Raw genomic sequence first — 1127 nt, forward strand, 5'->3', positions numbered from 1 at the left:
CCGTCGGACTGATCTGGCTCGTCGCCGCACGCACCAAGGACCGCTGGGCACCAGCCCTCGGACTCGCCGCCACCCTCGCCACCTACGTCCTGGTAGCCGCGCTCAGCCACACCTGGCACCGCAACCCCTACACCCCCACCCGGACGCCTGACGACGCCTACGCCGCTCTCGCGCTGGCCCGCGCCAGCACCTTCGGCCGTGGACCTGGGCAGGGCCTGGTCGAGTCCTACGCCCCGCACGGCACCGTCCCGAACCGCTACGCCCTCAACGTCATCGCCGAAGAACTCGGCCTCCTCGGCCTGCTCCTCGTCCTGACCACCACCATCCTCATCGGCGCCCTCCTCGTCCGACTCGCCACCCGCTGCGGCCACGGACTGCTCGGCGCCTGGGCCCGCGGACTCACCGCCGCCACCCTGATCACCCTCACCCTCCCCGTTCTCGCCCTGCTCTGCCCCACCCTCAACATCGACGCCTCCCCACCCGCCCTCGCCCCCGACAGCCTCGGCCTCATCGCCCTGCTCTGGACCATCGGCGCCCTGCTCGGCGCCGCCAGCCGCACCACCCACACCGCCACACCCGCGCAACGAACACCCCGGCCCGCCGCCACCTCCACCCTGGGCCGCCTACGCGCACGCACCACCAGCAGAACCTGGGAACCCGCCCTCGCAGGCCTGTGCGTGATCGCGACGCTCATCGCGGTACCCCTGACCGCCACCACCGCCGACCACCAGCGATCCACCACCGACCCGGGAAACACCTCCGCTGTCACCGCCGCCAACCAGATCCGCACCACCAAACTCTCAATGCTCTGGCCCCCGAACAAAGACCTCATCGACCACGCCACCCGGCAGGCAGTCGACAACGTCGTCACACCAACACCCCAGTGCCCGGCACAGGCCTCCGACCAGCCCGCCGGCGGCACCTTCACCCTCGGACCCCACTGCGCACCAGCACAGCTGGTCCCCACACTCGACCCCACCCTGCAGACCGAAGCGAACGAAGCCATCCAGGAGCTCCCCACCGGCGTACGCGGCGCCACCATCGCGATCGACACCAGCGACGGACGCCTCCTCGTCCTCACCGACGGCACCGGAACCACACCCCCGCCAGCCGTCCCAGGACCACCG

1 protein-coding gene is annotated in these 1127 nt (G+C 71.5%); it reads left to right on the forward strand.

Annotated elements, in window-relative coordinates:
• The coding region (locus tag MXD59_RS25930) for a hypothetical protein (RefSeq protein WP_248827189.1) at positions 1 to 1127 on the forward strand (1127 nt) is incomplete at both ends.

The sequence above is a fragment of the Frankia umida genome, from assembly GCF_023242945.1.
Taxonomy (GTDB): domain Bacteria; phylum Actinomycetota; class Actinomycetes; order Frankiales; family Frankiaceae; genus Frankia; species Frankia umida.